The following is a 22,944-nucleotide window of genomic DNA, read 5'->3' on the forward strand; positions in this document are numbered from 1 at the left end:
GATATTTTATCTCAACAAATATTCTGTCCACAGCGGTTTATGATTTCTCCTAAGATTGATAACCTAATCAGCCATACATCCGCTCCCTAACCAAATGAGTCCTCCTTTTTTCCATCTTGATCTGTCTTAAAGGCATGACATAAGGTGTTTCGGATTGTGTTCTTACAGCAGCTTCAACGCCGTAAACCGAAGCTATGTTCTCTGCGGTTAATACCGAAGAAGGATCACCAGCAGCAACAATTGTGCCTCTTTTCATCATTATTATTCTATCCGAGTACTTCGATGCGATGTTCAGATCATGAATTGCCATCAGAGCCGTAATCACCTTTTTCTTCACAAGACTTTTGATTACATGCATTACATCAAGTTGATGCCATATATCGAGATTGCTGGTGGGCTCATCTAAGAGCATAACCTTAGCTTCCTGAACAAGTGCGCGTGCGATGAGTACCTTCTGTTGTTGCCCACCGCTGAGTTCGTTGAAGCTATTCATTCCAAGCTCCTCAATCCCAAGTAATTTTAGTACTTCCCATACCTTCTCCTCGTCTTCCTCACTACTGAGCCACCCGAGATGTGGACGTCTACCCATGAGAACGGTATCAAAGACATTATTGGGAAAGATGCGTAGTGAACCCTGTGGCACATAGGCCAGGTTCCTGGCGACATCCATCCGCTTCATCTTGGTTACATCATTTCTATCGATGAGAATGCTGCCTCTTTCAGGTGTCAATATCCTGTCTATGCATTTGATAAGCGTGGATTTGCCAGAACCATTTGGACCCACGATACTCACAAGTTTCGCTGGAGCTATCTCAAAACTCACGTTTTTGAGGACTGGCGAGCTATCGTAGCTAAACACAATATCCGTTGCTTGGAGCTTTATCATCATGCCCAGAACTCCCTCCTCCTTCCTTTCAGTATCAGATACATGAAGAACGGAACCCCGAGGATAGATGTCATGATCCCTGTGGGAATGATAGTAGGCGCTATGATATTCATCGCTGTGGCATCGGCCAAAATAAGTACAAATGCGCCGAGAATACCCGATGCAGGAATCAGGAATCTGTGATCACCGCCGATAACCATGCGTGCCATATGCGGAGCGACCAATCCTATGAACCCAATGGTTCCGGTAAAACACACAATAGTTGCTACTACCAAACTTGAGACCACCATGATGAACATCCTGATGTTGTTGGCATTTACACCAATGCTCTTTGCGGTCTCGTCTCCAACAGTCATGATGTTGAGGTCCCACGCCTTCATCATAAGAAGAGGAATGCAGATCACAAACACGGTAAGGATAAGCGGGAATTTGTTCCACGAGAACGCGGCGAGATCACCCATTCCCCAGCTTGTCATCAGTCGTAGTTGCTCGTCTGTGGCGAAATACTTGAACAATTGGCTCATCGCACTGAAGAAATAGTTCACGGCAATCCCGGCAAGTATCAGGGTCTCGGAGGTCGCTCCTTTAATGGCAGACAGTGCGATGATAAAACCCGAACATAGCAAAGCGAATACGAAGGCGTTTCCTATAAGAAGATACGGTCCTCCGAAGACAGAAACGCCGATAACTGCCGCAAGAGCTATGCCAAATTGCGAACCCGCAGAAATTCCAAGCGTAAAAGGACTTGCCAATGGATTCTTTAGTACCGCCTGCATCACGCATCCACATATGCCAAAACCAAAGCCAGCCATGATGCCTCCTATGATGCGGGGGAATCTTATATTCCATATAACCTGTCCTGTAAGCTTCTCTACATTGAAATAATCGGGATAGAATCTATCAAGAAGTGCACAATATACCTCCACGACTGAGATATCCAGCGGTCCAAGCGTTATGACTATGCCAATTAAGAGTATAATCAAGAGTGAGATAGCGACCATAAAAAAGGTCTTTTTGAAAATAAACTTGTCGTATGCTTCTTGCACTGCGCTTCTTTTTCCTTTGCGCGTTACTCTGCGTCTTACTATTTTTGTTGCCATTTCTTATTTTGTTCTATCGTTCAGTAAAAGCTTTGGTTAAACCAGCGGTTGCACCAATTTCTCCGGGTGCTACCGCTCCAGCGCCAGTTGAGATGACAATTAAATTCTTCTCCTTCGCTATCTCAGTGAGTGTCTGGAATTCCCTTAGCTTCAACGCAATGGGTCTTTTCTCGTATAAGGCTGCAGCTTCATTCATCCTCTCTGATGCTTGGAATTCAGCCTCGGCGAGGATTATTCTAGCTCTCTTCTCTCGTTCTGCCTCTGCCTGCCTTGCAATGGCTCTGAGCATGTTTTCAGGTAAAGCCACATCCCTCATGGTGACCACAACGACCTGCATCCCCCAAGGGTCTGTTGCAGCGTCCAGAATTTCCTGGACTTTCTGATTGAGTTTATCCCTCTCGGAAAGGATAGTATCAAGCTCGTTCTGACCCAAAACATCCCTGAGCGTTGTCTGGGCAAGGAGCGAAGTTGCAGCCTCATAATCTTCCACTTCCACTATCGCTTTACATGAATCCCTAACCTTATAATAAATAACGGCATCCACATCAAGGCTAACATTGTCGCGACTTATGATGGTCTGCCTGGGCACGTCGAGTTCCCTTACCCGCAAGTCAACTTTCACAAGTCTGTCTACAAAAGGAATTATCACAAATATTCCTGGTCCTTTTTCGCCTAACAATTTCCCAAATCGAAAGATTACAGCCCGCTCGTATTGCCTTACAATTTTTACTGCTAACACTAGGATAGCGACCGCCACAAACGTTCCCACTAACAAAGATATGTTCATTTCAAACTCTCACTTCTAAAATCTTATTGGTAAGCTCTTCAATCTCTCTTAGGTCCACCTTAATTTCTTCGCCAGCCAAACAAGCCTTAAACAAATCCTTGTTCGCTGGGATAATCCCTGCAACGTTGACTTTGCTCCTGTTCAGTGACTTGAGCATCATATCCCTGCTATCTTCATCAACCTTGTTGAGAACAAAATAGATCATCTTTCCGATGCCCTTTGCCATCTCTTCAATCTTTTTAGCGAGTTTCAGCGATTCGTAGGATGGTTCAACGACTGCGAGGATGACATCACATCCCTGTTCAACTCCTCTGCCGAAATGCTCGATTCCAGCATCGGTATCAACGATTACTACCTCTTTATCTGTTACATCCAAATTGTCGAGCAGACTTTTTGCAAGAGCGCCCATTGGACAAGCACAGCCCTCTCTAAACTCGTGGATTTTTCCAATGGCAAGAAGTTTTATTCCATTCTTTTCAACTATGTATTCCCGTGGTAGATCACTGATCCCCCATCTTTTATCAAAGATACTAATCGATTCTCCTTTTTTAAAGAGCTCCATCATCCTCTTGCCTAGCTCCTTCTTTCCGCCAAAGAAGTTCATAAAGTCATCCGGTAGTTCCATGCCTAATTGACAATGCAATCCATAGTTCGATTCGTCGCTGTCAATTACAAGGATATTAAATCCCTTCTCTGCAATTGATTTCGCAAGCAACGACGATATTGTGCTCTTTCCACTACCTCCTTTACCGCATATCAGTACCTTCATTTTTTTATTATCCCCTAATTTTTACTCTTCATGCTCGTTCTTCTGCCACCAAATCGTAGCGTTTTTAGATCTATGCTTAAAGCAGAGCTTTCCATCATGTTCTACCAAGGTTTTGGATAAATGCTCTCTCAAAACCTCCTCCTTTTCTGGTGGTATATCACGCATTTCTTTCCATTTGGTCACCGCATCAGTCAGGCTCTCGTAGTGCTGTTCAAACTCTATGTCTCTGATGTCAACATTCGCATAGATTTTCATGTCGTGCAGAAGGTTGCAAAAGAAAATATAATCCGGCGGCTCCCATGCTCGATGTTCTTCGCCATAAATCGCTTTCCAGAGTTTGCCTTCTTCCCCGTCGCCCCTCCATCTGCCAGCATGTGTAATGATATAAACATACTTTTTAGATACAGCATCCATCTTTGCTATTGCTTCCTGTATATCATACATGCCAAGCGAGCGACAAGCAATCACGACATCGTGTTGCTCTATATCCACGCCCAGCTCGATGTCTTCCCATCTTTTGTTTATGCACACGATGTTTGTTGTGGCCTCTTTTTTTATGTTCTCCTGTAAGCATGTCAGCATGCCTTCGGATTGGTCTATCGCAGTCACATTCTTTACGCGCTTTGCGATGGGAATGGCAAGTCTTCCGGTGCCGGCACCCACGTCCAGAACCGTGTATTCTGGCTTCAATTTGAGGTTTGCTATCTGTTTTTCAGCACGCTCGCGGTTCTGCATCATGAATCCATTGAATTGTTTTGCCCGTTTATCCCATATGCTGCCGGGGTCCTCTCCGTGAGCCCTTCCCCGAGGATGACCTGCCCTTATCGATCTCCACAACTCATTCCAATTTATTATTCCTGTCATGTTCGTCGTTCCTTTGTTCCTATCATTTCATAAATAGTCGGAAGGGGGATACAAGACCCTCCTCTAACGTCTCATCTCACGGTTTAGGAGTTTATTGCGTATCTAAGTATTCACGTGGCCAGATCAAATAATCGGCATAATCTGTGAAGACACCGTCAACTCCAAGAAATGCCTCAAATATTTCGTTACCCTCTTTCTCCAAATCCAAATCCTTGAATTCATCTGGATGGAGCAATTTAGCCATATACATCATGTTAAAAAGGTTTCTGTCCGGAGGCTGGCCTCTGCAATGGGGATAAAAGCAATTGTAGACGGTATCGTTCTGTATGGCGGATATTGATTGTAAAAATGCGGCGTTTCGTATATTATCAATATCGTCCACAGCATCTGGATCGCTGCAAGAAATGAAAATATACTCTGGATTCCATGTGATGATCTGCTCTATTCCAACATTGATTGTGGCGCCTGGCTCATCTTTTGCTACATTTATTCCACCGGCTATGTCCAAAGGCGGGTATTTAGGTTCGGTGCGTGTGAAATCACGTCCTTCCTTTGGATCGTAGAAACCCTTGCCAGCGCCGCGGGGTGCGAAGTACACCGTTGGCTTTTCGCTCTCATTTAAAGTTTCTGTAACTGATCTCACCATATTGACTTTAGATTCAATGAAATCGATCAGCTCTTGTGCATCATCCTCCTTATCTAACGCCTTCCCCACGACTTCGATCTGCCCATATACACCGTCTTTATAGTCAAATACCCACCCGCTACCCTCAGCAACTACACAAGGGACGCCTACTTTGGTTTCAAAGTCTGCGGCATTTGTAATACTTGATGTAAAGATCACATCTGGACGAAGCGAAGCCATCAGCTCGTAATATATGTCATACCTCGTGCTCGTCTCGGGAAGGTCAGGCATTCTTCCATCGAGTATGGTATAATAGCAATCCAGACATCCTTCTCCAAACGTTTCGAAAGTCGTAGGGCAAAGACACGACTTAGTTGCCTGCTCTGATGCTACGAGTTTATCGCCTGCACCAACAGCAATGACTGATCTGGCGGTGTCTGGTTCTCTGGTAATCACCCGTTCAACTGGTCTACAAAAAGTCACTTCGCGCCCTGCAGTATCTACAATCTTTTTCGGCTCTCCGCCCCAGTACGCATATACCCACGCAGCATCTCCAATCTCATCTAATGAGTGCTCTCCTTCATCAAGCATGTATGGGAGGATTGCGTTCACAAGCTCCTCCTTTGTTAATATATTATCCCCGTCATCACATGGTATTTTCATTTCGTATGCAGCCGCAGGCGTGACTGCCAGCGGCATCGCGGATGAAAGGAGCAATATTACCAATACAAGGGATAACATCCTTCTCATTCTGCGTCACCTCTTATTTTTTTTTACTCCGCAGGGATGATCTTCAACTTTAATCTCGCCATGGTACTCTTTTATCTCTGGCGTGCACTCCTTTGGGGCGTGTTCATAATCCTTCGAGTATTCCTCTTGTTTACACATCTTTCGTGTTTCCCCCTCCTCTCTTTCTACAAACAACCAAACACGCTATTGCCAATGATGCCACTGCGAAAATCGCATCGAAGCCCGGCACATCAGATGTAGATATTGGCGTTGGACTTGGTATTGGCGGAGTTGTAGGTGTAGTGGCTGCTACTGGCTTTGGAGTTGCTAGTGTGGGCGTAGGTGTTGCTACCGTAGGTGTTGCCGACTTCACTACCACCATAGCATCTGCTATCGTCTCCCATCTTTCTTTACCCTCTTCTAGTTCTGGACTTAGCACTAGCAGGTCTACCCACTTACCGGTGAACGTGCCTTCGCCTGAAGAAGGTGCCTTCACCTTATATGTGATCTCCGTCTCGTTTATCACCGCAAATGCAATCTTCTGCCCTGAAATGCTGACCTGATTTGAGGGGTGCATCGTGCTGACATAGGAGAATCCTTCTGGAAGAGTTTCCACGATGCCGCCGATATTAAGATCAGATATGGTCAGCATAACATTGAACTCTGAATTTGGAGACGGAGATGTCGTTGAAAAACTTCTGGTAACGTTTATTTCCTCCGCCATTACTGGTGTTGCCCATAAGAAAAGACAAGCGGACACTAGCAAGAGCGCTACCACCTTCATTTTCACCTTTTTGCTACCTCCATCTGGCATTAATCTCCTTTACTACCATAGGTATGCTCCCTCATGTAATAAATATGTTTTGGTTAGTAATATTCTAAACATACAAAAAATATTATTAGTAATAACACTTTTCAGTTTTCAGGAATTTTAACATAAAAATGAATATTGTTAAAACCTAGTGTTATCTTTAGGAAAAAATTTATTACCAATGGCGACAATTAACTCGTTGAGAGTTAAATGATCATGAATTTATCATCACTACGCTCGTTAACTCTCCATGAAATGTGAAAAAAGTTATCAATAAGGTGATAAAATTGCACATACCAGACGGATTTTTAAGCACGCCGATATGGGTGTCTATGTGGGTCATAGCTATATTGATCGTTGGTTACGCTGTCAGGAGAACAAATGAAAAGCTCGGCGAAAGGCACGTGCCCATGATGGGCGTTCTGGCCGCATTCATATTTGCAGCGCAGATGCTGAACACGCCAGTTGCAGGTGGCACATCAGGACACATGCTCGGCGGCGTTCTATCAGCCATATTCCTTGGGCCTTTTGCTGCTACGATAGTCATGTCAACCGTTTTTGCCGTCCAAGCCATATTCTTTCAGGACGGAGGAATCACCGCCTTGGGAGCGAACATAATCAACATGGGATTGATAGGGACAATTGTGGGATATTACATGTATCGAGGAATACAAAAGGCAGTTGGGGGTGAAAAAGGGATTTTGATCGGTGCAGGGGTGGCTGCATGGATAGCTTTGGTGCTTGGAGCAATATCTTGTGCGCTAATGCTTTGGTCCTCTGGAGTTGTTCCTTTAGGAGTTGCATTGCCAGCGATGGCTGGTATACATATGTTTATCGGACTCATCGAGGCGGGCATCACGGTAGTAGTCGTGGGAATGGTGTTAAAGTCTAGGCCAGATTTACTGGAATTGCAAAAAATATAGGTAATATAATATATAGGGGTGATATAAATGATGAATATGAAATGGTGGCATATTGGTCTTATCGTAGCGTTGGTTCTTGCTGGGGGAGTCTCTCTATTTGCTTCCTCGTCCCCGGATGGTTTGGAGAGAGTTGCAATAGACCATGACTTCATAGAACTGGGTGAAGGGCATGAAGTGATGCATTCACCGATGCCTGATTATGTCATGCCAGGCATAAGTAATGAAACCTTGGCAGCCTCGCTTGCAGGCTTGATAGGGACCCTGATGATGTTTGGACTCGTATATGGACTGGGAAAAGTGTTGAAGGGGAGTTCCGAGGGGAGTTCAGAGAAGTAAACTCCCCTCTTAACACTTTTTTCCCTCTTATCACTTTTTTCTGTGTTTTTTTACCAAGGTGATTGGTTGGGCGAAAATCTGATGAAGGTTTAGTTATTTTTAGCTACAAAAAGTATAACATGGTGGAGACAAAAATTAAAGTTTTTGTTGGGGCGCTGGAGAGCAGGTGCATGAAAAAAGTTATCGAAATGCCGAAAAGATGCCACGAGAACTTTAGGGCAAGGGTAGAAACAAAAGGGTGTTGAAAGATGAAACACGACTTCCTAGACAAGTATGCTGAGCTTGATAGCGTAATACATCGCTTAGATCCACGTATAAAGATAATCTCCTTCTTTTCTTTCATATTCTTAGTGATATCCACCCAGCCAACCAAATTCTTAAATTTTGTGTTGTATTTCTTGTTGATATTTGGCGTCATTCTGGTCTCGAAAGTTCCGCTGAGGTTTGTATTTAAAAGATCACTGGTTATAATCCCATTTGTTTTGCTTATAGCGATTTTCATTCCATTCCTCAAGGAGGGGGAGATCGCAGGTTCATACAACTTTGCATCTCTGCATTTGACCGTAACTTATGATGGACTAATAATTCTGTTCAACGTGCTATCAAAATCATGGCTATCGGTATTAAGTATGCTCGCTCTTGCATCCACGACGAAGTTCCCAGAGCTCTTAAAGGGCTTTGAAAAGCTTGGTCTGCCAAGAGTGATGGTGATGATACTCTCCTTCATGTACCGCTACGTTTTCGTTCTGGGGGATGAGTTGATGCGGATGAAATGTGCTAGAGATGCGAGAAGTTTCGGTGGAAACAGCAAATGGCATATAAAAACGATCGGAAACATAATTGGAATGTTGTTCATCAGAACCTATGAAAGAGGTGAGCGAGTTTATATTGCGATGGTTTCAAGGGGCTTCAGTGGTAAGATAAAAATATTGGATGATCTGCACGTGAAAAGACTTGACCTCTGTTTCATGGTCTTCTTCCTTGCATTCCTCACGGTTATTTGGGCGGTGTTATAATTGGCGAAAAAAGTGGTTGAGATAAAAGGATTGGAATATGCGTATCCGGATGGCATTAGGGCGCTGAAGGGGATTAGCTTAGACATTTTTGAGGGAGAATCTATTGCACTAATAGGGCTTAATGGGGCTGGAAAGTCAACGCTGCTATTGCATTTGAACGGCATTCTTCAAAGCGATATAGGCACTGTCGAAGTTTTGGGGATGAAGGTGAATGGGAATATCCAGGAGATTAGGAGCAAAGTCGGCCTGGTCTTTCAAGACCCAGATGACCAACTTTTCATGCCAACTGTATTTGATGATGTTGCATTTGGGCCAATAAACATGGGTTTTTCTGAGGAGAAGGTAAAAGAAAAAGTCAGGATGGCGTTAGAACTGGTGAACATGTCAGGCTGTGAGGCAAGGGGCCCCCATCACATGAGTTTTGGTGAAAAGAAAAGAATTGCCATTGCCACTGTTTTGTCGATGGAGCCGGAAATACTGGTATTGGATGAGCCGACTAGTAACGTTGACCCAAATGCACGAAAGCATCTGATAGAACTTCTGAATGAACTCGACATAACCAAAATAATGGCAACCCATGACATAGAGATGGTCTCAGATACCTGTGACAGAGCTATCGTGATGTCCGAAGGAAAAATAGCTGCGAATGGGGCTGTAAGGGAGGTGTTAACCAACTCCGAACTCCTGGAATCGCAGGGATTGGAGGCCCCAATATTGGTTAAACTTTTCAGAGATGTTCTGCATAGGGAAAATATTCCCATAAGGCTGAATGATGTGATAGAAAAGCCAAATATGTATAAAATCTAACTATTAACCTGTGAACGAACGAACAAAAGAATTTATCCGGGACCGATTTAGGAAATATTACCACTCCACATCCATCCAGCTTCCATCTAGGTTTGAGCAGCGAGAGTGGGGGTTCATATTCTTCGATGAGTCTTTTCCAGACATCGTGATGAGGAGACACAAGTCATTTATGACCGCGTGGGAGGCGATCGATTATCTCAGAACTATGGTTCCAGCTCATGCATTTCATTCGGCAGCATATTATATGTCTCCTGGCGCTCCTAGCATGGAGGAAAAGGGATGGCAAGGTGCAGACTTGATTTTCGATATAGATGCAGATCATCTTCCTATAAAATGGACGACCTACGGGGAAATGCTTCAGAGAACGAAAGAAGAGCTACTCAAGCTCCTAGGTTTTCTTAGAGAGGACTTTGCGATCGCTGAGGATGACATTGAGATAGTGTTTTCGGGTGGGAGGGGTTACCATATCCATGTGCGGGATTCAAGGTTGATAGGGTTAGGGAGTCCAGAGCGCAGGGAAATTGTGGACTACGTTAAAGGTCCGGACATGGGTCAATTTTTTGAGAAGAAAAAAGGAAGCGAAGAAGGGGCAAACGGTCGCAAGAAGGCTTACAAACGCTTTGAGGTAAAATATGGGGGAGGGGGTTGGGACGGAAGGATTAACAAATCAATTGTTGGTTTTGTGGATGCTATAAGGCAGATGCCTAAAGATAAAGCGCTGGAGTTTTTGATGAGCTACGAGAGCTTTAAAAAAAGAAGAAGTGCGGAAGAGTTTTTTGACATGTTTCAAGACGAGAGAAGAATTCAGTTGATTAAGGAAAGGGGAACTATTGACATCCTTAGGGGCTCTGAAAAATTTTGGCGGTCGTTGATCGAAGAATCCATAAAAAGGGAAAGTATAAGCATGGATATGCCTAGTATCGATATAGGTAAGGGTACTCCAGATGAACCTGTCACAGCGGATGTCAAGCGGCTGATCCGCCTACCTACCTCCATTCACGGGGGGTATGGTTTTCGAGTAACGCCACTGACGCCGGAGGAGCTGGGAGTGTTTAATCCATTAAGCGATGCCATCGTATTTGGAGACGACCTGATTAGAGTTAATGTGACCAAAAAGAGCGATGTTGAGATAAAGGATAATAGATATGTGCTAAAAAGAGGAAAAAAAAGCCTTCCTGAGCATCTGGCAATATTTTTGATGTGTAGGGGTGCAGCAGAGTATGAACCTTGATGATTTACGTCTGATTCAGGTAAAAGAACGCCGGTCTGAGGGATTGCAAGAGCTCGAGCGAGATTTTTATGGACAGGTTAGGACATACATACAAGCGTTAGAGGCTGATAAACATAAGGCCCCTCAGGCGATGAAAATTGATGATGAGCTGCGGAGCGTGCGTAGCGTTATCGAGGGCATATTCAACCGACGCATTGGCAAGATCGTTAAGATGGCATCCTCTAGGGCAGGTGGGCTGCAAGAATCCCCTAAAGGTGCGACACCAGAAGAATTGGATTTATTCGAGCAATTGACCGATTTGATCTCAAGGAGTAGGACAATTATAATAGATCCCGTCATTAAGCCAAAGTTGTCCAAGAGCGAAAGTTCTTTAACACCCCAGCTCCCTACAAACGTGAAAATAAGGAAGGAGTGCAGGATGTTGAGAGTATTAGAAAATATCCCTATGTTTGTGGGTGCTGATGGTCGCAATTATCAGTTATCAAAAGAAGATTTGATCGTTTTACCAAAAGTAAATTCGAAGGTATTATGTGATCATCATGTAGCAATACCAGTTAAAATGGGGGGCAAAGAATATGAAGATGCCTAAGGATTTGAGGACACATTGTCCTTATTGCAATAAGCATACCATGCATGAGGTGGAAAGAGTCAAGAAAGGGAGAATTTCGACGTTAACTTGGATTACGCGGCAGAAGAAAAGGGCAAAAGGCATAGGTAATCTGGGGAAGTTTTCCAAGGTTCCCGGTGGAGATAAACCTACGAAAAGGGTAGCATTAAGGTATCGATGCACTGAGTGCAAGAAAGCACATCAGAGGCCTTGTTTTAGAGCCTCAAGATTTGAGTTGGTGGAATGAATATGAATATGGACTCAAAATTTGTTAGGGTGAAATGTGATGATTGTGAGAATGAGCAAGTGGTCTTTAACAAGGCCAGTTCTATCGTAAAATGTCTAGTTTGTGGTCGCACACTTGCAGAGCCAAGAGGTGGTAAGGCGGAAATTAAAACGCAGGTATTGGAAGTTTTAGGGTGATGATCATTCACAAAGAGTGGCCAGACCAGGGAGAATTGGTCGTATGCACTGTAAAAAAGGTGGTTGATTTTGGGGCATTTGTCGGTCTAGATGAATATGAGGGCAAAGAAGGATTGATTCATGTCTCAGAAGTTGCCTCTGGTTGGATAAAATATATTCGCGATCATATCAGGGAGGGGCAGAAGATCGTTTGCAAAGTTCTAAACGTAGTGCCATCTAGAGGCCATATCGATTTATCGCTGAAAGATGTGAATGAACATCAGAGAAAGGAGAAGATACATGCATGGAAGAATGAGCAAAAAGCTGAAAAAATGTTGCATTTTGTCGCTTCAGCAGCAGGTGTAGATGTTGACCAGCTGTATGCTGAGATCGGCGATAAGTTGATAAAAAAGTTTGGCAGTCTCTACGCGGCATTTGAGGATGTAGTGGTTGGTGATTGCAGTGTGTTGACCGATATCGGGGTAAGCAAGGAATATGCCGATATAATCGTGAGAGTTGCGAGGGAGAACGTTAAACCCCCTATAGTCGATATCGCTGGTTATGTTAGTCTCACATGCCCCCTACCTAATGGTGTTGAAGTGATCAAGGAGGCATTGGATAAAGCCTCTAAAGTTGAGATACCAGAGGTCGACATCGGAGTCAGTTACGTCGGTGCACCTCACTATCTCATTCGAATTACTGCTCCGGATTATAAGAGAGCCGAGGTCGCACTTAGAAAAGTAGCAGAAGCAGCCATTCAAATAGTGGAAAAATCGGAAGGTATTGGGAAGTTTCATAGGGAACGGGCATGAAATGAAATCCAAAATGCGAAGATGCGCATGTGGCATATACACTCTCCAAAAAATTTGTCCGGTTTGTGGGAGCGATACAAAAAATCCATTGCCTCCCAGGTTCTCCCCTGTTGATCCCTATGGTAAGTATCGGAGACAGATGAAAAAAAAGAGGTGTGAGGGTGGAAACCAGCATTGTTCAAATTAAAGACGTGATCTTAAAAAATCCGATCATGATTGAGGGTCTGCCAGGTATTGGCCATGTAGGAAAGTTGGTTGCAGAACACATGGTGGAAGAGCTAGGCGCCGAAAAGATAATAGAGATATATTCCTCTCACTTTCCCCCACAGGTTTTAGTGATGAAGGATGGTACGGTAGAATTGGCAAAGAATGAAGTATACGCGTGGTCTGGTGGTAAACATGATCTCCTCTTGCTTGTGGGGGCCTATCAGAGCACTACCAATGTTGGTCACTATGAGTTAACTGGGGTATATCTGGACATCGCTCAAAAGTATGGTGTGAAGAGAATTTACACATTGGGGGGTTATGGCGTAGGTCATTTGGTCGAAAGGCCAAGAGTGTTAGGCGCAGTAAACAATATAGCTCTGGTGGATGAGATGAAGAAATATGGGGTATCCTTTGAAGAAGACGAGCCCGGCGGCGGCATAATAGGTGCATCGGGATTACTTCTTGGCATGGGGAGGCAAAGAGGCATAGATGCCATCTGCTTAATGGGTGAGACCTCTGGATATTTAGTGGACCCCGAAAGCGCGCAAGCTGTACTAAAAAGCTTATCCAAGGCTCTCGGAATGAAAATCGACATGAGGGCTCTAGAGGACAGGGCCAAAGAGATGGAGAAGATAATCGCCAGGCTAAGGGAAATGGAGCAAGGTCCTGCAATAGAGCCCATCGAGGAAGACCTGAGTTATATTGGATGATTTTGATGGAAGTCAACTCAGATCTACATATACACTCTCGCTACTCTGCAGCCACATCTACCCAGATGAATTTTCCTGTTTTAGCTGAGTGGGCGTCAAAGAAGGGCATAGAGCTTATTGGGACGGGGGATTGTTTACACCCAAAATGGTTGGATGAAATCAAGGCATTGGAGCGCATAGATGACGGCACGTTTGTCATTGGCAATACGCATTTTGTCTTGACATGCGAGGTTGAGGATTCAAACAGGGTTCATCACCTTTTGATTTTACCTTCCATCTCCAAGGCTGAGGAGCTTCACGACAAATTTGCGAATTACTCTCTTAACATCAATTCAGAAGGCAGGCCCAAGATAAATTTGGATGGTGAACAAATAGCGGAGCATGCAAAAGACGCAGGCGCTTTGTTCGGCCCTTGCCATGCATTCACGCCCTGGACTTCGATGTATGCTTATTTTGACAGTATTGAGGAATGTTATGGTTCAATGGCCTCTAACGCATCCTTCATTGAGTTGGGGCTGAGCGCAGACTCTGACTATGCTGACAGAATAGAAGAGCTGAAAGATCTGACATTTCTGACCAATTCGGATGCCCACAGTCCATGGCCAATCCGTTTTGCAAGGGAGTTTAACAGGTTTGAGCTGGAGTCCATCTCATATGCGGAACTCAAAAAAGCGATCTTGCGTGTGCAGGGCAGGAGACCGCTATTGAACGTGGGCATTCCGCCAGAAGAAGGAAAATACAACGAGAGTGCATGCATACGATGCTATAAACACTACACCCTTAAAGAGTGCCTCATGAATAACTGGAAATGTCGGTGTGGAGGAACGATCAAAAAGGGCGTTCGAGATAGGGTGAATGAGCTGGCAGATTACGCAGAGCCAAAGCACCCCTTGCATAGGCCGGCATATCTCAAATTGATCCCTCTGATAGAGATCATTGCCTTGGCGCTCAATGCTAACGTGAACTCTAGGGTTGTGATGGATGCATGGAACGCCCTCATGACAAAATTCGGCAACGAAGTAAAGGTTTTAGTTGACGCCAAAATAACAAAATCAGATGTGATAAACCCATCTATATACGATGCCATAATGGCTTTTAGAAATGGGCAGATACTTCTTTCTCCCGGAGGCGGTGGACGCTATGGGTGCGTGGAATTACCTGGGAGAGAGAGCATGCCAAAAAATATAGCGGCCCAGAGTTCCTTATTTGATTTTTGAAGGCGAATATTTTTATAGCAGGGGTTACCTATGAAAAGGGGAACATTGACATGGTCATCATGGAAGCGACAATATTGGAAATTATGCTTAGCGTAAAGAAGATCTGGGATTTTATCTTGCTTGTGTGCCAAAATGGCATAAGAAATATGGCAGATTCTCCTGTTTCCAGGATATTATCTTTTGCTTGATAGGTTTCAGCACTATGACAAATTTTAATGGTTAGGGTAGGTAAAAGATGGATCAAAAAGCTATAAACATACTCAAAACCAGATTGGATGAAAAATCTTACCAGAAATTAATCAGAATAGATAACCCCAAGCTTCATCAATTCATTGCCAAGTACGTAGAGCTATGTAACCCGACTAAAGTTTTTGTTTGTACAGATTCTGCAGAGGATATCCAGTACATCAGAGAAGCGGCAATAAAAAACAGAGAGGAAGCGGAACTTGCCATAAAGGGGCATACTGTACATTTTGATGGGTATTATGATCAGGCTCGGGATAAAGAAAAAACCAAATTCCTTTTACCTAAGGGTGTGGACTTGGGACAAGGGATAAATGCCATAGATAGGGACGAAGGCATCAAAGAGATTAATACTATTCTAAAAAACATTATGCACGGGCATGAGTTATATGTCAAATTTTTCTGCTTGGGACCCATCAATTCTGAATTCGTTATACCCTGTGTCCAACTCACCGATTCCAGCTATGTAGCACATAATGAGGATTTATTGTACAGGCAAGGTTACGGAGAGTTCCTTAGGATGAACGATGATGAGCAGTTTTTCAAGTTTGTACACTCTCAAGGAGAGTTGGAGGAAACAGGGCTAGGATTGTGCGTCAGTAAAAACATTGAGAAGCGGAGGGTGTACATTGATCTCCAGGATGAGATCGTATATAGCACGAACACACAATATGGCGGCAACACCATCGGACTTAAAAAACTAGCAATGCGTCTGGCAATAAACAGGGCTTCAAAAGAAGGCTGGCTGACAGAACATGTGTTCATCATGGGAGTTCATGGTCCAAGGGGAAGGGTAAGTTACTTCACAGGAGCCTTTCCATCTATGTGTGGAAAGACTTCTACGACCATGGTGGAAGGGGAGACTATAATTGGGGATGATATAGCCTATCTCAGAAAAATAGGCGGAAAAATCCGTGCAGTGAACGTGGAAAAGGGAATATTTGGAATAATAGAAGGCATAAACTCCATCGATGATCCGTTGCCATGGAAGGCTCTTCACGGTACCGGTGAGATCATATTTTCAAATGTATTGGTTACGGAAGACAAGGATGTTTACTGGACCGGTAAAGATGTGGAGTGTCCCAAAAAAGGTGTCAATTACTCCGGCGAGTGGTTTCTGGGCCAGAGAGATGCAGACGGCAAGGAAATACCGCCTTCACATAAAAATGCCAGGTTTACATTTGACCTGAATATTTTAGATAATGTAGACCCTAAACTCAATGATCCTGAAGGTGTTGTAGTGAGTGGCATAATCTACGGCGGTCGGGATTCTGATACTTTGGTTCCGGTGGAGGAATCTTTTAATTGGGTCCATGGTGTTGTAACTAAAGGTGCAGCGTTGGAATCTGAAACTACCGCTGCCAGCTTTGGAGAAGAAGGTCGAAGGGTATTCAATCCCATGTCGAATCTGGAATTCCTATCCATACCTATGGGTAAATATATAAAGGATCATCTAAATTTTGGATTCGGTTTAAATAAACCGCCCAAAATCTTCTCTGTGAACTACTTCTTGAAAGATTTGAATGAAAAATTCATGAATCATAAAAATGATAAAAGGGTCTGGCTTAAATGGATGGAACTGCGCTCGTACGGGGATGTGGGGGCAGTGAAAACTCCAACGGGATTGATCCCTCGGTATGGGGACCTAAAGAAGCTGTTCAAGCAGGTGATCAACAAGGATTATTCAGAAGAAGAGTACTCTGATCAGTTTGCCCTGAGGGTTCAGGAACACTTGGCAAAGATTGACAGGATAGTTGAAATTTACAGGACCAAGGTTCCGGATACACCCAGCGTCATCTTTGAAGTTTTGGAGGAGCAGAAAAAAAGGTTAATCGCCGCAAAGGAAAAATTCGGTAATTATATCTCCCCAGAGAAATTTCCTCCCGTCCCGGCAGAGAGCCAGAAACTGGGAAGAATCTAAGCTGTGCGTCCTATTAAGAAGGTCGGTCCATAGCCTTGGTATCACGGCAAAAGCGAAGAGGAGAGAGATGTGATGTTCGAGATCACCTTGGTCAACCACTAAGAACTTCTTAGATGGCATGTTTACTGGTAATAAGAGAAGAGAGGTGTAATCTGGGATCTAGGTATGAGCGCATTCGTCTCAACACAGGTCTGCCCTTTTTGCAGGATCTTGGGGGTGATGACCATGTTAATCACTACAGGTGGCATCGTCTTTCACATAGTCTCAAAATCAACTCCTGAGCCGTACGCAGTACAATCGAAAAACCACATCTGGCGCTCAGTCCGAGATCAGATATGGTTGCCGGAGGTAACGCAAAAATTGAAATAAGAATCCTATTTTGGTGTTCAGGCGTCGAAAAGGGTGGAAGAAGTAGTTACAGAGTTTGGCATAGCTGAATTTTATTCCTAGGAGCAGCCGGTTGATACGCGAAAGGATGGACCATATTGGGTAATGCCCACACTTGGATGTTACCATTGATACCATTATATTAAGAGTTAATCCTTTCCTACTTCAAAAAACTTAAATATCGACATGATGTACTCGGAGATGTGATTGTCAATAAAAATAAATGCTTTTACTGTGGGGCATGCGTTGCAGTCTGTCCCATGGGTGCAATAGAGTTGATCGAGACGTGGATTGAGATCAATGAAGATTGTAATGATTGCGGCATTTGCGCTAAGATATGCCCTGTTGGTGCCCTGGGGGTAAAATGAGAGACCGCTATGATGTCATCGTCGTGGGTGCAGGCCCAGCAGGATCTATGGCAGCAAAGACTGCAGCTGAGCACGATTTAGAAACACTCTTGCTGGAAAAGAGGGTGGAAATAGGCGATCCGGTTAGATGCGCAGAAGGGGTGGGCAAAGAAGGATTAAAGCAATTCATCAAACCCGATAAGCGTTGGATTGCTGCAGATGTCCAAGGAGCGAGGATATGCTTTCCCGGAGGCATAAAGATCGAGATGTCAGAGGTCGGTCCTGAAGTGGGCTATGTTCTCGAACGAAAGATATTTGACCGAGAGCTTGCAAAGCAGGCGGCAAAAGCCGGTGCAGAAGTAATGGTAAAAACAAGGGCAGTTGATTTGATTAAAGAGGACGGCTTCGTTAGAGGCGTCAAAGCAGAACATCTCGGAGATTCATTTGATATTCATGCGGACGTCGTGATTGGTGCTGATGGCGTTGAAAGCAAGGTTGGACGGTGGGCAGGCATCAATACGACCCTTAAACCAAAGGACATCGAAACCTGTGCTCAGTTTCTGATGACTGATGTTGACATTGATCCATGTTATTGTGAGTTCTATATAGGTAACCAAATTGCACCTGGGGGTTATGCATGGGTTTTTCCCAAAGGGAATAACGAGGCTAATGTTGGCCTTGGAATATCCGGAAGCAGATCAGAGGTGCGTCCTATCGAACATCTAAAACGTTTCGTAGAGAAAAAATATCCCGAAGGGCAGATCATCGAAATGATCATGGGGGGGGTGCCTGTAACGGTTCCTACCAAGACTACCACAAACGGGCTAATGCTCGTGGGTGATGCAGCTAGGATGTCAGACCCTCTTACGGGCGGAGGTATTATCCATGCGATGAAGTCGGGAACTATGGCTAGTGAAATTGCATCGAAGGCGGTACAATCAGGAGATTCGTCAGTTGAGTGCCTTAACGAGTATGAAAGACGCTGGCGACCAACCATTGGTGCAACACTACAGAAATCCTACAAGGCCAAAGAATGGCTTTTAAAACTGAATGACGCAGAATGGAATTCCATAGCCTCTTCTATAGTGGGAATTAACTTCAAGGAGCTTACAGCGTTTGGGTTGTTGAAAGAATTGACACTGCGCAATCCCAAGTTACTTTGGGATCTAAGGTCCCTATTATGAATGACTATCTAAGGTGAATTGGTCATGTACGCGATAATAGTTGGGTGTGGAAAGATTGGCAGTCGTCTTGCTCAGTTATTATCGTCTAATGAAAATAATGTCGTCGTCTTGGACAGAGATTTGACGAAGTTCGAAGAGATCGACAAAAGTTTTGATGGGTTGACAATCGAAGGAGATGGGACCGATCAAGACGTTCTGAAAAAGGCTGGAGTGGATAAAGCTGACGTTTTTATTGCGACGACAGAGGATGACAACACGAACTTGATGGCTTGCCAGATTGCAAAGCAGGTGTTTAACGTAAGCAGAGTCATAGCTCGGGTTAATGACCCCAAAAGGGAACCCCTCTTTAAGGAGCTGAAAATAGATGCCATTGTCTGTCCTACAACAATAGCTGCGGCTCATCTCAGGAATGCCGTTATGTATCCCAATTTGGCTACAATACTGACGGTGAATGGCGGGAATATTGAGATCAGTGAGATACGGGTCCAAGGTTCAGCCAGCGGAAAGGCACTTAAAGACCTAAATTTGCCAAAGGAATCCACCATAGCAGCAATTATAAGGGACAGAAAGACGTTGATCCCTTCGGGAGATACGATAATCCAAGAAGGTGATGTTGCAGTCGTGGTAAATTTGGCTGCTATCTCTGATGAAGTCAGGAATATTTTAAGTAGGTGAAATATCCTCATTGAATGATGATCGAATGATAAAGGGCGATCTAGGGACTATATTACATTATATCGGGCTAATGTTACAGCTTTTTGGCGTGCTTGTAGCTGTCCCTATACTTGTAGCTCTATGTTTTAAAGACGGATTCTATGTGATCCTGTCGTTTGTTACAGTCGCTGTACTCTCTTTATTGATAGGCTATATACTACGAAGAATTACGTCACCAGGGGATTTGAGCCTTAGAATAGCAATGGTGATTTCTGCCCTCACTTGGATTACCTTGGCAGCTTTTGGTGCTCTGCCCTATGTCCTATGTGGAATCCTCTCATTAGAAGACGCATTGTTTGAGGGTATGTCTGGATTTACAGGAACAGGTCTAACGATGTTTTCATCTACAATGGGGGTTGAATGGCTATCATCCGGGTACCAATCCATTTTGTTCTGGCGTAGCTTAACGCAGTGGATAGGAGGAGTAGGTGTTATCGTCCTATTCATTGCGATAATGGTTCACGGAGTTGGTGGGGCTGCTAGGGGATTATATGCTGCAGAGGGCCGGGCCGAAAGAATCGAACCCAGCATCATCAATACAGCGCGTTGGATATGGAAAGTCTACGTCGCCTACACCTTCATAGGAGTAATATTGCTTTGTATCGTAGGCATGCCGTTATGGGACTCCATAAATCACACTATGACTGCATTAGCAACAGGCGGTTTCTCGATAAAAAACTTAAGCATTGCGTCCTATGATAGCGTTGCAGTGGAGCTTATGTTAATCCCAATTATGGTTTTTGGTGCCATCAGCTTTGCTCTTCATAAAAAATTGATCGAGCTGAAATTTCGTGAGATCATCCGAAGCCCGGAGATAATATTGATGGCCTTGACGTTGTTGGCGTTGACGCTCTTACTGACATTGGAGCTAGGAAACTTTAGGATGGCATCGTTCAACGTGATCTCTGCGTTGACTGGTACGGGGCTTACCAATGCAGAAAACATGGGGCAATGGACTGACTTCTCAAAAATATTGCTCATCATTCCCATGATTATGGGCGGGGGCTATGGGTCTACATCCTCTGCTCTGAAGCTCATTAGGTGCGCCATACTTTTAAAGTCGATCATATGGTTGGTAAAAAAAGATTTCCTGCCACGCTCAGCTATCGTTCCGTTTAAAGTCGGCAGAACAGTCATAAAGGAGGAAGAGATAACGATGGCTGGATTATACGCATTTGTTTATCTGTTCGTCCTCACACTCTGTTCAATGGTATTTATGGCACATGGTCATTCTATGGTGAACTCCTTTTTTGAGGTCGCCTCTGCACAGGGCAATGTCGGGCTGTCGGTTGGGCTGGTCACTCCTAGTATGATGCTTGGTGAAAAGATCACTTTGATCCTTGTCATGTGGATGGGTAGGCTTGAAGTATTTCCAGTATTGATGCTGTTGGCCAATATGGTTAAGCGTTCTTAATTCCATAGGTGGTATTTGACCATGTATATCGTGATAGTTGGCGGAGGAAGAATTGGTACTTTTCTCGCCAGCACGCTTTCGAAGGAAGGGGAAGAAGTTGCCCTGATCGAATCCGACAGAGATATTTGCCAGAATTTAGCTGAAAAACTCAACATTTTGGTAATCAATGGTGACGGAACGGATGCAAAATATCTGGAGGATGCTGGAGTGAAAAAAGCAGATGTATTTGTTGCCGTCACTGGAGAGGACAAGGTGAATCTCGTTTCTTGCCAAATGGCCAAAAAGAACTTCAATGTTCCTCTCACCATAGCGAGGGTCAATGAGCCGAAAAATGAATCTGTTTTCGAGGGGTTAGGCATCGATGTTGCGATCAGTTCCGTAACAGCGGTATCGATGATTATAAAGAATGCCGTTACTTCTGGAAAATTAACCACGCTTTTGACCCTGAAAGAGGGCAATGTTGAGTTGGTGGAGCTTCATGTACCTGAAGACTCACCTGCGATCAATAGAACGATCAAAGACCTCGGTCTACCAGATGAATGTATCCTTACTGCAATTATCAGGCAGGGTCACTTGATTTTTCCAAAGGGCAAAATTATGATAGAAGTGGGCGATCTCATTGTGGCTCTCACCACCGCTGAGCACGTTGATGATTTAAAAAAGACGATCTTAGAGACAAAATAAATGAAAATTGCTGGGGTTGATGAAGCGGGTAAAGGACCAGTAATAGGATCCATGATCGTTGCGGGAGTCATGGTGCAAGAGGACATGCTTCCAATGTTGGAAAGAATGGGGGTTAGAGACTCTAAAGCGATTTCACCAAAAAAACGAGAGTTTTTAGCGGGTAAGATCAAAGAAGTCGGGGTTTGTTATACATTAGAGCTGTCCGCTAGTGAGATCGATGCTCTTCGTAAGAAGACAACTCTGAACGAAATCGTCGTGGAAAGCCAAGTGAGAGTGCTCAAACAGTTAAAACCTGATGAAGCGTTCTTGGATGCAGCTGATGTGGACGCTGATAGGTTTGCACAGAAAGTGCTGGCCGGGTATGGCAAAAACATCAAGATCACTTCAGAGCATAATGCGGATGTAAAATACCCTCTCGTCTCTGCAGCTTCGATTATTGCAAAAGTAAGGCGGGATGAGACTATTCGAGAACTGGAACGCCTATTAGGAAAAAATATCGGGTCCGGATATCCATCTGATATTCGTACAATGCATTTTCTGGACGACTGGATAAAAGAGCATGATTCATTGCCATCTTTTGTGCGACATTCATGGAAGACTGCCAAGAACGCATTGAAAAGGCATGAGCGATCACGTATGATTTAAATAGGTTAAGGGCCACTATCTAATGGTGATGTGATGATAGGAACAACAGAATTAATGATAATTTTGGGTATCGCTGCCCTTATATTTGGCAGTAGCAAACTTCCTAGCATCGCCAGAGATGTTGGAAAAGCGCTTGGTGAGGTTAACAAGGCTGAAAAGGAGCTGGATAGGCTTAAAAGTGATTTTACATCAGAGATTCAATCTTCCATACAGGGTCCTATTCAGTCCACCATGGAATCTGCTGAACCTACCATGCAGTCAGAACCGGTACCAGAACAAGTACCAGAGAAGAAATCTGATGATACCGATAACATCGAAGAGCCCCATGAGCCTGATATCGAAGGGAGGATAAAAGACGAGGCATTTAAGTACATCGGCTCCAGGTTCAAGTCAAAGATTTTCAAATAAAATCGATTTTTCTCGATACACAGTTAGGTGGTAGGATTATAACTCCCGCTCTTTTGTGCAGTTTGCATGAGAGATCTTTTTATCCTTGATGCGGTTTTAGAATCTGCAATCAATATGCATATATGATATAATATCGAAATGTTTCGGCAGGACTTGAT

At 44.1% G+C, this 22,944-nt stretch carries 31 protein-coding genes; 23 read left to right on the forward strand and 8 right to left on the reverse strand.

Going from position 1 to position 22,944, the window contains the following annotated elements:
- Window positions 1–67: 67 nt before the first annotated feature.
- From PHI74_01890 to PHI74_01925, 8 genes are all read right to left on the reverse strand, one after another.
- Window positions 68–889, reverse strand: a complete 822-nt coding sequence (locus PHI74_01890) for an ABC transporter ATP-binding protein (protein MDD5484765.1) — start codon at window positions 887–889, stop codon at window positions 68–70.
- Window positions 886–1,986: an iron ABC transporter permease gene (locus PHI74_01895; protein ID MDD5484766.1), complete on the reverse strand. Its 1,101-nt coding sequence runs from the start codon at window positions 1,984–1,986 to the stop codon at window positions 886–888. The genes PHI74_01890 and PHI74_01895 overlap by 4 nt, the downstream gene beginning before the upstream one ends.
- A gap of 13 nt (window positions 1,987–1,999) precedes the next feature.
- Window positions 2,000–2,773: a slipin family protein gene (locus PHI74_01900; GenBank protein MDD5484767.1), complete on the reverse strand. Its 774-nt coding sequence runs from the start codon at window positions 2,771–2,773 to the stop codon at window positions 2,000–2,002.
- Between the two features lies 1 nt (window position 2,774).
- Window positions 2,775–3,542, reverse strand: a complete 768-nt coding sequence (locus PHI74_01905) for an AAA family ATPase (protein MDD5484768.1) — start codon at window positions 3,540–3,542, stop codon at window positions 2,775–2,777.
- Window positions 3,543–3,563: 21 nt separating this feature from the next.
- A complete protein-coding gene (locus tag PHI74_01910) occupies window positions 3,564–4,406 on the reverse strand; it encodes a class I SAM-dependent methyltransferase (protein MDD5484769.1) in 843 nt (280 codons plus the stop codon).
- Window positions 4,407–4,497: 91 nt separating this feature from the next.
- The gene (locus PHI74_01915) at window positions 4,498–5,781 is read right to left on the reverse strand and encodes an ABC transporter substrate-binding protein (GenBank protein ID MDD5484770.1); all 1,284 of its coding nucleotides are present in this window, start codon (window positions 5,779–5,781) and stop codon (window positions 4,498–4,500) included.
- A 6-nt stretch (window positions 5,782–5,787) separates the two neighbouring features.
- Window positions 5,788–5,919 (reverse strand): hypothetical protein, encoded by a 132-nt coding sequence (locus tag PHI74_01920; protein ID MDD5484771.1) that lies wholly within the window; start codon window positions 5,917–5,919, stop codon window positions 5,788–5,790.
- Window positions 5,912–6,574: a hypothetical protein gene (locus PHI74_01925; protein MDD5484772.1), complete on the reverse strand. Its 663-nt coding sequence runs from the start codon at window positions 6,572–6,574 to the stop codon at window positions 5,912–5,914. The genes PHI74_01920 and PHI74_01925 overlap by 8 nt, the downstream gene beginning before the upstream one ends.
- A gap of 284 nt (window positions 6,575–6,858) precedes the next feature.
- On the opposite strand from PHI74_01925, the gene PHI74_01930 reads away from it, so the two are divergent.
- The 23 genes from PHI74_01930 to tatA all read left to right on the forward strand — a co-directional run bounded on the left by PHI74_01930 (window position 6,859) and on the right by tatA (window position 22,786).
- Window positions 6,859–7,494 carry an energy-coupling factor ABC transporter permease gene (locus tag PHI74_01930; protein ID MDD5484773.1) on the forward strand — a complete coding sequence of 212 codons (636 nt, stop codon included), beginning with the start codon at window positions 6,859–6,861 and terminating at the stop codon, window positions 7,492–7,494.
- Between the two features lie 27 nt (window positions 7,495–7,521).
- Window positions 7,522–7,830 carry a PDGLE domain-containing protein gene (locus PHI74_01935; protein ID MDD5484774.1) on the forward strand — a complete coding sequence of 103 codons (309 nt, stop codon included), beginning with the start codon at window positions 7,522–7,524 and terminating at the stop codon, window positions 7,828–7,830.
- 62 nt (window positions 7,831–7,892) lie between these two features.
- Window positions 7,893–8,075 carry a hypothetical protein gene (locus PHI74_01940; GenBank protein ID MDD5484775.1) on the forward strand — a complete coding sequence of 61 codons (183 nt, stop codon included), beginning with the start codon at window positions 7,893–7,895 and terminating at the stop codon, window positions 8,073–8,075.
- A 3-nt stretch (window positions 8,076–8,078) separates the two neighbouring features.
- Window positions 8,079–8,846, forward strand: a complete 768-nt coding sequence (gene cbiQ / locus PHI74_01945; protein ID MDD5484776.1) for a cobalt ECF transporter T component CbiQ — start codon at window positions 8,079–8,081, stop codon at window positions 8,844–8,846.
- Complete coding sequence (locus PHI74_01950; protein ID MDD5484777.1) at window positions 8,847–9,653, forward strand: ATP-binding cassette domain-containing protein; 807 nt, start codon at window positions 8,847–8,849, stop codon at window positions 9,651–9,653.
- A 10-nt stretch (window positions 9,654–9,663) separates the two neighbouring features.
- A complete protein-coding gene (gene priS, locus PHI74_01955; protein MDD5484778.1) occupies window positions 9,664–10,884 on the forward strand; it encodes a DNA primase catalytic subunit PriS in 1,221 nt (406 codons plus the stop codon).
- On the forward strand, window positions 10,874–11,473 hold the full coding sequence (locus tag PHI74_01960; protein MDD5484779.1) for a hypothetical protein: 600 nt from the start codon (window positions 10,874–10,876) through the stop codon (window positions 11,471–11,473). Before priS ends, PHI74_01960 begins: the two co-directional genes overlap by 11 nt.
- On the forward strand, window positions 11,460–11,738 hold the full coding sequence (locus PHI74_01965; protein MDD5484780.1) for a 50S ribosomal protein L44e: 279 nt from the start codon (window positions 11,460–11,462) through the stop codon (window positions 11,736–11,738). The genes PHI74_01960 and PHI74_01965 overlap by 14 nt, the downstream gene beginning before the upstream one ends.
- Before the next feature lie 2 nt (window positions 11,739–11,740).
- Window positions 11,741–11,914 carry a 30S ribosomal protein S27e gene (locus tag PHI74_01970; protein MDD5484781.1) on the forward strand — a complete coding sequence of 58 codons (174 nt, stop codon included), beginning with the start codon at window positions 11,741–11,743 and terminating at the stop codon, window positions 11,912–11,914.
- A complete protein-coding gene (locus PHI74_01975; GenBank protein MDD5484782.1) occupies window positions 11,914–12,705 on the forward strand; it encodes a translation initiation factor IF-2 subunit alpha in 792 nt (263 codons plus the stop codon). The genes PHI74_01970 and PHI74_01975 overlap by 1 nt, the downstream gene beginning before the upstream one ends.
- A gap of 13 nt (window positions 12,706–12,718) precedes the next feature.
- Complete coding sequence (locus PHI74_01980; GenBank protein ID MDD5484783.1) at window positions 12,719–12,892, forward strand: RNA-protein complex protein Nop10; 174 nt, start codon at window positions 12,719–12,721, stop codon at window positions 12,890–12,892.
- On the forward strand, window positions 12,867–13,622 hold the full coding sequence (locus tag PHI74_01985; protein ID MDD5484784.1) for a proteasome assembly chaperone family protein: 756 nt from the start codon (window positions 12,867–12,869) through the stop codon (window positions 13,620–13,622). Before PHI74_01980 ends, PHI74_01985 begins: the two co-directional genes overlap by 26 nt.
- 5 nt (window positions 13,623–13,627) lie before the next feature.
- Complete coding sequence (locus PHI74_01990; protein ID MDD5484785.1) at window positions 13,628–14,839, forward strand: TIGR00375 family protein; 1,212 nt, start codon at window positions 13,628–13,630, stop codon at window positions 14,837–14,839.
- Window positions 14,836–15,027: a hypothetical protein gene (locus PHI74_01995; protein ID MDD5484786.1), complete on the forward strand. Its 192-nt coding sequence runs from the start codon at window positions 14,836–14,838 to the stop codon at window positions 15,025–15,027. Before PHI74_01990 ends, PHI74_01995 begins: the two co-directional genes overlap by 4 nt.
- 47 nt (window positions 15,028–15,074) lie before the next feature.
- On the forward strand, window positions 15,075–17,003 hold the full coding sequence (locus PHI74_02000) for a phosphoenolpyruvate carboxykinase (GTP) (GenBank protein MDD5484787.1): 1,929 nt from the start codon (window positions 15,075–15,077) through the stop codon (window positions 17,001–17,003).
- A gap of 219 nt (window positions 17,004–17,222) precedes the next feature.
- Entirely contained in the window at window positions 17,223–17,372 is a 150-nt protein-coding gene (locus tag PHI74_02005; protein MDD5484788.1) for a hypothetical protein, read from the forward strand.
- Between the two features lie 221 nt (window positions 17,373–17,593).
- Window positions 17,594–17,758 carry a 4Fe-4S binding protein gene (locus PHI74_02010; protein MDD5484789.1) on the forward strand — a complete coding sequence of 55 codons (165 nt, stop codon included), beginning with the start codon at window positions 17,594–17,596 and terminating at the stop codon, window positions 17,756–17,758.
- Window positions 17,755–18,921 carry an NAD(P)/FAD-dependent oxidoreductase gene (locus tag PHI74_02015; protein MDD5484790.1) on the forward strand — a complete coding sequence of 389 codons (1,167 nt, stop codon included), beginning with the start codon at window positions 17,755–17,757 and terminating at the stop codon, window positions 18,919–18,921. Before PHI74_02010 ends, PHI74_02015 begins: the two co-directional genes overlap by 4 nt.
- A gap of 24 nt (window positions 18,922–18,945) precedes the next feature.
- Entirely contained in the window at window positions 18,946–19,596 is a 651-nt protein-coding gene (locus PHI74_02020) for an NAD-binding protein (GenBank protein MDD5484791.1), read from the forward strand.
- Between the two features lie 10 nt (window positions 19,597–19,606).
- A complete protein-coding gene (locus PHI74_02025) occupies window positions 19,607–21,049 on the forward strand; it encodes a TrkH family potassium uptake protein (GenBank protein ID MDD5484792.1) in 1,443 nt (480 codons plus the stop codon).
- Between the two features lie 21 nt (window positions 21,050–21,070).
- Window positions 21,071–21,733 carry an NAD-binding protein gene (locus PHI74_02030; protein ID MDD5484793.1) on the forward strand — a complete coding sequence of 221 codons (663 nt, stop codon included), beginning with the start codon at window positions 21,071–21,073 and terminating at the stop codon, window positions 21,731–21,733.
- Window positions 21,734–22,378, forward strand: a complete 645-nt coding sequence (rnhB, locus tag PHI74_02035) for a ribonuclease HII (GenBank protein ID MDD5484794.1) — start codon at window positions 21,734–21,736, stop codon at window positions 22,376–22,378.
- Window positions 22,379–22,411: 33 nt separating this feature from the next.
- Window positions 22,412–22,786: a twin-arginine translocase TatA/TatE family subunit gene (gene tatA / locus PHI74_02040; protein ID MDD5484795.1), complete on the forward strand. Its 375-nt coding sequence runs from the start codon at window positions 22,412–22,414 to the stop codon at window positions 22,784–22,786.
- The last annotated feature ends 158 nt before the right edge of the window (window positions 22,787–22,944 follow it).

Source organism: Methanocellales archaeon, from assembly GCA_028715985.1.
In the GTDB taxonomy this organism is placed as follows: Archaea; Halobacteriota; UBA148; order UBA148; family UBA148; genus UBA148.